Annotated in this window: 8 protein-coding genes; all 8 read right to left on the bottom strand. The window is 67.1% G+C overall.

Translation table 11 applies throughout. The annotated features are described in order from the left end of the window. Window positions 1-196 precede the first annotated feature (196 nt). Entirely contained in the window at window positions 197-1,138 is a 942-nt protein-coding gene (locus G333_RS0105780; protein WP_018175596.1) for an AEC family transporter, read from the bottom strand. 184 nt (window positions 1,139-1,322) lie between these two features. Beyond that, complete coding sequence (trxA, locus tag G333_RS0105775) at window positions 1,323-1,709, bottom strand: thioredoxin (RefSeq protein ID WP_018145279.1); 387 nt, start codon at window positions 1,707-1,709, stop codon at window positions 1,323-1,325. Between the two features lie 56 nt (window positions 1,710-1,765). Then, complete coding sequence (locus G333_RS0105770) at window positions 1,766-2,368, bottom strand: LON peptidase substrate-binding domain-containing protein (protein ID WP_018175597.1); 603 nt, start codon at window positions 2,366-2,368, stop codon at window positions 1,766-1,768. Next, entirely contained in the window at window positions 2,365-3,000 is a 636-nt protein-coding gene (locus G333_RS0105765) for a flavin prenyltransferase UbiX (RefSeq protein WP_018169050.1), read from the bottom strand. Before G333_RS0105765 ends, G333_RS0105770 begins: the two co-directional genes overlap by 4 nt. Next, window positions 2,997-4,394, bottom strand: a complete 1,398-nt coding sequence (gene mpl, locus G333_RS0105760) for a UDP-N-acetylmuramate:L-alanyl-gamma-D-glutamyl-meso-diaminopimelate ligase (protein ID WP_019627931.1) — start codon at window positions 4,392-4,394, stop codon at window positions 2,997-2,999. The genes G333_RS0105765 and mpl overlap by 4 nt, the downstream gene beginning before the upstream one ends. Beyond that, window positions 4,391-4,915, bottom strand: coding sequence for a hypothetical protein (locus G333_RS0105755; protein ID WP_019627930.1), 525 nt, complete (start codon window positions 4,913-4,915; stop codon window positions 4,391-4,393). Before G333_RS0105755 ends, mpl begins: the two co-directional genes overlap by 4 nt. After that, window positions 4,912-5,700 (bottom strand): VacJ family lipoprotein, encoded by a 789-nt coding sequence (locus G333_RS0105750; RefSeq protein WP_038037963.1) that lies wholly within the window; start codon window positions 5,698-5,700, stop codon window positions 4,912-4,914. Before G333_RS0105750 ends, G333_RS0105755 begins: the two co-directional genes overlap by 4 nt. Window positions 5,701-5,742: 42 nt before the next feature. Beyond that, window positions 5,743-7,698 (bottom strand): diguanylate cyclase, encoded by a 1,956-nt coding sequence (locus G333_RS0105745; RefSeq protein WP_019627928.1) that lies wholly within the window; start codon window positions 7,696-7,698, stop codon window positions 5,743-5,745. Between the last annotated feature and the right edge of the window lie 41 nt (window positions 7,699-7,739).

Genomic DNA, 7,739 nt, shown 5'->3' with positions numbered 1-7,739 from the left:
CCCTGGAGCAAGGTTCCCGGGCGGAATCCGGGTGCCCTTCTTTGGGTACTTTCTTGGGCAAGCAAGAAAGTACCTCGCGGTGCGCTCGCGAGAGAGCGCGTGGCAGGTGGCCGGACGAAGGCACCGTAAACACCGAACGATGAACCAGGGCCAGCCTAGCGGACATGCGAAAGCGGACCGCACGGAGCCTCAATGGTCAGGCGATGAGGCGGGTGGCGAGGGCGAACCACAGGGGCAGGGTGACCAACGACAGCGCCGTGGTCAGCGTGACCGCGGCCGCGTAGAGGCCGGTGTCCAGGCGGAAGCGATCGCAGAACACCAGTCCCAGGACCATCGCCGGCATCGCCGCCTCCAGCACCGATCCGACACCGGGCACACCCTCGAGGCCGGTCCACAGCACCAGGCCCAGCGCGAAGATGGGGGCCAGAATCAGCTGGACCACGGCCACTACCGCCAGAGGCCGGGCATCGCGTCCACGAAAGCGATTGAATACCAGCGCCAGCCCCAGCGAGAACAGCATCAGCGGGGCCACGCTGTCCGCCAGGAACCCGAGAAAGACGTCCAGCCAGTCGAGCAATGGGACCCCGGCGAGATTCAGCGCCACACCCACCACCGCCGCCCAGATCGACGGCACCGCCGCCAGCCCGCGCAGTGGACTCCCGCCCCCGTACAGGCGTACCGCCTCGGGATCGCCGTAGCGCCGCGCCAGCAGCACGCCCAGCGTCAGTACCAGCGGGAGGCAGGCAAAGAGGTCGTACTGGATCGCCACCGCGCGGCCAGGCTCGCCGAACAGGCTGTCGAGCACCGGGAGACCGAGATAGGTGGCATTGGGCCAGGCAGCCGCCAGCAGCATCGCGCCGATCGCCGCACGCTCCGCCATGCAGACGCGACAGGCCAGCAACGTGACCCCGACCATCGCCAGAACCGTGAGGCCCGCCACCAGGGCGATACGCAGGGAGTCGAGGCCCAGCGGGGCCACCCACAGCACCTGCAGGACCAGCGCCGGAAGCAACAGGTAGTAGACCAGGGTGGTAAGGACCCGGCGCGTCGTATCCGCATCCAGACCACCCGGTTGCAGGGCGCGCCAGACCACGCCCGCGACGATCAGCGCCCCCATCTGGGTCATCACGCTCAACATGGCAGGCGTCCGGCCTCGGGGCGCTGGGGCATAGTGACGGCATCCTTTCGCGCATGGCGCAGGGGTTTGCGGTCATTCTACGATCCTGGCACGCGCCCCACACAAAAAAACCCGGCGGGGCGACGCCCCCGGCCGGGTTCGATCTCGCGGGCTGGGCCCGCGGGAAACCGTTGTCAGAGGCGGCTTACGCGCCCCCGGCCTGCTCCTGTTCCTGCTGCTGGCGCTCGACGTCGGCGCGCACCTGCTCCATGTCCAGCTCGCGCACCTTGCCCAGCACCTCGTCCAGCTGACCGGCGGACAGCACGCCCGGCTGGGAGAACACGATGATCTGCTCGCGGAAGATCATCAGGGTCGGGATGGAACGGATCTGGAAGGCGCCGGCGATGGCCTGCTCCTCGTCGGTATTCACCTTGGCAAAGACCACGTCGGAGTGCTTGCCGGAGGCCTCCTCGAAGGTCGGGGCGAACTGCTGGCACGGGCCACACCAGGGGGCCCAGAAGTCCATGATGACGATGTCATTCCCAGTAATAGTGGATTCGAAGGTGTCCTGCGTGAGTTCCTGAACGGCCATGATGGCGGGCTCCGGTTAAAAATGTCCCCGAACCTTACCAGCCTCCGCGGCCGCTTTCAGGATTTCGATGCTGCGAGCATGGCCGCTCGCAGGCGTTCCAGACGCTCGATCGGGTCGTCCGCCTCCAGCAATTGCTGCTTGATTTCGAGGTCGATCGGGAGCAGTTCGGTCAGCCGCGCGGCAACCCAGGTCGAGTCGTCGAAGCGCCGTTCCAGGTGCGACCAGGGCGTACCCAGCTGGTCCAGCAAGCGCTCCAGCAGATCGGCCAGCGAGGCATAATCCACCGGCAGACTCACCTCGGGATACTCCGGCAAGGGCTCCACATCACCCAGCCACAGACCGTCATCGGCGTGCCGGGCATTGTGGATGACCCGCCGGCCCTCGCCCTTGACCAGGATCCCCAGCAACCCGTCGGGGCGCTGGTCCCAGTCCACGATGACCGCCTCGGTGCCGACACTATAGAAACCCGCGGAGGGATCCGTCTCGGACGGGAGTTCACCCGATTCACGTTCCGGTTCGGTCGCCACGATGACGAAGCGACCATCGCTGCGCAGGCAGCGCCGCACCATATCCAGATAACGGGTCTCGAAGATCCGCAGCGGCAGCAACCCCTCGGGGAACAACACCGTGTTCAGCGGAAACAGCGGCAGCGTGGTCATGCATCCTCTCCCGGCTCCGGGGCCGCGCCCCAGCGCGGCACCAGGGCGTGCTCGACGTCGAGGTGATCCAGCACCCGCGCCACCATGAAGTCGATCAGGTCATCGATGGACTGCGGACGGTGATAGAAGGCCGGATTCGCCGGCATCACCACCGCGCCCATGCGCGCCAGACGCAGCATGTTCTCCAGGTGGATCTCGGAGAACGGCGTCTCGCGCACCACCAGCAGGAGCTTGCGGCGTTCCTTGAGCACCACGTCGGCGGCGCGCTCGATCAGCCCGCGCGAGGCACCGGTCGCAATGGCCGACACGGTGGCGGTGGTGCAGGGGCAGACCACCATGGCCTCCGGCACGGCCGAGCCGCTGGCGACCGGGGCGGTCCATTGCTCGGGCCCGTAACAGTGGATCTGATCGGGGGCCGCCTGATAGCGGTCGGCGAAGTAGCGCGCAATCTCCACCGGGCGGCCGGGCAAATTCAGGTCCGTTTCCAGCCCGAGGACGACCTGCGCCGGCTTCGACAGCATCAGGTGCACCTGGACGCCGGACTCGACCAGGCACTGCAACAGGCGCAAACCATACGGCGCACCGGAGGCGCCGGTCAGGGCCAGAGAGATGCTGCGCGGGCGTTCGGTCATGCGGGCGTCCCCTGCAGGGCGTCAATCAGGCGCAGGTGCAACCCGTCGAAGCCTCCGTTGCTCATGATCACCAGCGTATCGCCGGATCGAACGGTGGCAAGAATCCCCTGCAGCAGGGATTCGATATCGCGCGCCACGGACAGGTGCTCGCCGAGTTGCTGTTGCAGGCCCTCGGTGGACCAGTCGATCTCCGGAGCATGGTACAGATGCACTGCGTCGGCCTGCGCAAGCGCCGCACCCAGGGCCTCGGCGTGCACCCCCATGCGCATCGTGTTGGAACGCGGCTCGAGGATCGCCACCAGACGCCCACCCGGCGCCACCTGTCCGCGCAGCCCTTCGAGGGTCAGGCGGATCGCCGTGGGGTGGTGGGCGAAGTCGTCGATCACCCGGATGCCGTCGATCTCGGCACGCAGCTCCTGACGCCGACGAACGCCGCGAAACGCCGGCATGGCGGCCAGGCCCGTAGCCAGCGGAACGCCGGCATGCCGAGCGGCGGCCAGGGCCGCCAGGGCATTCGCCAGGTTGTGACGCCCGGTCAGCGACCATTCCACCCGCCCCTGTGCCACGCCATCGGCCAGCACCTCGAAGACCGAGGCCTCGGGGTTCAGGGCGCGCGCGGCCAGCGCGGGGGTCGCATTTCCAGTGTCGCCTTCAGGGTCGGTCGCGAGGCGCTCCACCGGCGTCCAGCACCCCATCTCCAGCACCCTCTCCAGTGCGGCATCACCGGCCGGCATCAGGATACGCCCCTGCCCCGGCACCGTACGCACCAGGTGATGGAACTGGCGCTCGATCGCGGACAGGTCGGGGTAGATGTCGGCGTGGTCGAATTCGAGGTTATTCAGGACCAGGGTGCGCGGGCGGTAATGGACGAACTTGGCGCGCTTGTCGAAGAACGCGCTGTCGTATTCGTCGGCCTCGATCACGAAAAACGGGGCATCCCCCAGGCGCGCACTGACCCCGAAATTGCCGGGGACCCCGCCGATCAGAAAGCCGGGGCTCATCCCCGCGTATTCAAGAATCCAGGCGAGCATGCTGGCGGTCGTGGTCTTGCCATGGGTACCGGCCACCGCCAGCACCCAGCGATCACGAAGGATGTGTTCGGCCAGCCACTGCGGGCCCGAGGTGTAGTCCAGCCCGCGATCCAGCAGGGCCTCGACGACGGGCATGCCGCGGCGCATTACATTACCGACCACGACGGGCCCCGCGTCGGGCAGCGTGCCGGGGTCGTAGCCCTCGTGGTAGGCAATCCCGGCCTGTTCCAGCTGATCGCTCATGGGCGGGTACAGCTTCTGGTCGGAACCTGTGACTGCATACCCCTGCGCGCGCGCCAACTGGGCCAGTCCGCCCATGAAGGTCCCGCCAATCCCGAGGACGTGGAGCTGCCCGCCGGTCACTGGAACAGCCCGATCGCGGTCTGGGTGGCCACGCTGGAGACCACGATATAGCCCAGCGCGATCAGCATTCCCACCAGACGCGAACCCAACCCCAGCGCCTGTTGCAGGATGTGACCAAAGACGAGCAGCAACCAGGCCAGGAGCACCAGCATCCCGAACACAACCCCGGTGGCGACCTCCTCCGGCTCGCGCGCCGGATCGGGTCCGCCCGCCAGCACCATCAGCAACGCCATCAACAAGCCCAGGACCGCGCCGGTCCCCGCCATCGCGGTGAAGGTCTGGCGCCAGCGATCCGCTACGCCCTGCATGCTCAGCAGGATGGCGACAAAGGCATACAGGACCACCAGGTCCATCACGTTTAGTGCCAGCGCCTGGCCGAAGCCGTACAGCGGGATCCCGATCACCATGCCGGCGATCAGGGCGATGCCGACCCAGAAGACCAGCGTGCCGTTATCCGCCGGCAGGTCCTGCGGCCCGGCGCGCAGGCGCAGGATGTTCAGCATCGCGGCAAGGCCGTTCAACGTTCGCTCTCCTCGGCCTCCATGGCCTCCATCGCCTCGAGCTCATCCAGTTCGTCCAGCATGGCATCGGCCTCGCCATCCGGCCTGCCGCCCCGCACCAGGAAGTCCCGGCGCTGCAGGTAGCCCTGGCGCATCGCGATGTAGGGGTCGTCGGACAGCTGCGCCAGCATGCGTTCGGTCGGGATCAAGCCGGCGCGCATGTCGACCACGTCCAGTGCGATCAGGCCGATCCACCACCCGGTGTGATCGTCGCGCAGGTTAGTGTGATAGAGCGGGCTGGTGTATCCATCCACCAGCCGCGCCGGGGCATCCCGTGCCGTGCTCGGTCCGAGGAAGGGCAGCTGGAGGTAGGGGCCTCGCGCCACGCCCCAGGCGCCCAGTGTCTGGCCGAAGTCCTCGTTGTTCTTGTCCAGCCCCATGGGCGAGGCGACGTCGATCAGCCCGAACAGTCCGAAGGTCGAATTGAACATGATTCGCCCGGTATCCGAGGCGGCGTTTTCCAGGTTGCCCTGCAACAGGTTGTTGAACAGGACCGTGAAGTCATTGAGGTTGGAAAAGAAGTTGCCCACCCCGGTCTGCACCGGTTGCGGCAGGCGCTGGTACTGCACGGCGGCCGGGCGCAGCAGCGACTCGTCGAAGTCCTGATTGATCTCGAACACCGCCCGGTTGTAGGACTCCCAGGGATCATCGGGGTGACGGTCCTCGCTGGGCACCGTCGCGCAACCCGCCAGACCAAGAAACATCAGGGCCAGCAGGGCCGGGCGCAAACAGGAGACAACAGACATGTGATTCCTTAATTTTTCGATCCGGCGCCGAGCCGATTACGCTCAGGCCCCAGTGATTGGGTAGATGTCCGCCTTGCGGGCAACCCCGACCTGACCGCGGCCCTGATCCTTGGCTTGATAACAGGCGCGATCCGCTGCGACAAAGGCCTCGTCCACCCCCGGCACGTCCGGTCCCAGCTCGACCACGCCCACCGAGGCGCCAATGGTGACGTCCCGGGCCTCCACCTGCAACGGCCGGTCGGCAAGGGCCGAGCAGATCCGCTGACCAAGGATACGCCCATACTCCGCGTTCGTATCGCGCGCGATCACGGCGAACTCGTCACCCCCAATCCGGGCCACCGCATCGTGACCCCGGGTCAGCTGGCGCAGCACATGAGCAACCTGGCGCAGCAGTTCGTCGCCGACCCGATGGCCATGGCGGTCGTTCACATCCTTGAAGTAGTCGAGGTCCACCAGCAGCAGGCTGGCCACCGCGCGATTGTCGCGGGCGGCATGCATGGCAATCTCCAGCTCGCGCTCGAAGGCGCGCCGGTTCAACAAGCCGGTGAGGCCATCGTGGCTCGCCTCGTGCACCAGGCGATCCACCAGCCTGCGTTCCTCGGAGACATCCGTCAGCACCAGCAGGGTCCGCACGGAACTGCCGGCTACCGGGTCAAGCGCAGTACGCGCGATACGCACGATCAATTCGTGACCGTCACGCCGGACCAGGCGGGCATCCGAACGCTCGCCGAGGGCCTGGTTCAGCGCTTCGCCCCGGGCATCCGCCGGCAGCAGAGGGCGGCCGGTACCCAGTTCGCGCAAATCGAGCAGTTGATCGAGGGAACAACCCAGAACCTGATCCCGGGTCAGCCCCGCCAGCTCGCGGGCCGCAGGGTTCACGTAGGAGATTCCGCCTCGTGCATCCAGGGTGATCACCGCATCCGGGATCGCGTCCATGCTGCGCTCGAGGTTGCGCCCGGAGCGACGCACCCGGGTGTGGACCCGCGAGACAGACAGCAGCGCCAGCAGCGCGACCACTGCCAGCGCCGAGACCAGCCACAGGATGTTGTCACGCAGCCAAACCAGGATATCGAAGGGCTGCGGCGCATACAGGCCAACTCCCAGTTCGTACATCAGCCCGTGCACGTCCTCGTAGGACCGGGGTGCTGCCCAGCCGCCGATGCCGGCCGCCTGACTTGCCGGATGTTCCGCATCCAGCGACAGGGTCGCCAGCAGGATGGCATGCGCCAGCCCGGTATCCAGGTCACCACGCATCGCCAGCGGCCACTCGGGGTACAAACGGGTACTGGCGCGGTAAGTGAACGACGGGAAGGCGCGCTCGCCGACCACCCGGACCTGCTCCACCCGTGGATCGCCACGTGCCTCCAGGTCCTCCAGGATGCCGGTCCGGAAGGTCGCGGCATCGACCTCCCCCTGCAGCACCCAGTCGAGGCCGCGGCCGACCGGAAATCCGGTAAATACCACCGACGCCAGATCACTCTCGACGTCCAGCCCGGCGGCCTGCAATTCGCGCCAGGTCATCCACCAGCCCCCAAAGGCATCAGGATGCACCGCGGACAAGCGCTGCCCCCGCAGATCGTCCAGCTCCACCAGGTCATCCCGTTCGGCGCGGGCGATCACGACGGCCCCGAACCGGTCCTCGTCACGGCCCACCTGACGCGGCTGCATGGTCGCGATGCGCGATATCCCGTGCTGCTGCTCCAACATCACGTAGGAACCGCTGTTGGTCAGGATCAGATCGAAGCGCTTGTCTGCGACTGCCGCCTGCAACCCGTCGTTGTCCACCGGCTCCAGCACGAAACGGGCCCCGTCGATCTGCTCTGACAGGTACTCGACGAATGGCGTCCAGCGTTGGAGTGCCACATCGTCGCCGCGGTGGGCGAGCACCCCGAAGACCAGGCGCTGCTCGTCCACCGCCGCCGTTTCCTCCGCGAACAAGGGCGCCGAGGGATACAGCAACAGAAAACCCACCAGGAACACGGCCAGGCCACCAGACATCCACGCGTTTCCCGGGCGCCGGAGCGGGGCAACCCTCAATG

Source organism: Thioalkalivibrio sp. AKL10, from assembly GCF_000381845.1.
Classification (GTDB): domain Bacteria; phylum Pseudomonadota; class Gammaproteobacteria; order Ectothiorhodospirales; family Ectothiorhodospiraceae; genus Thioalkalivibrio; species Thioalkalivibrio versutus.
Note: the sequence above shows the minus strand (reverse complement) of the source record. Positions and strands in the feature narration are given on the sequence as shown.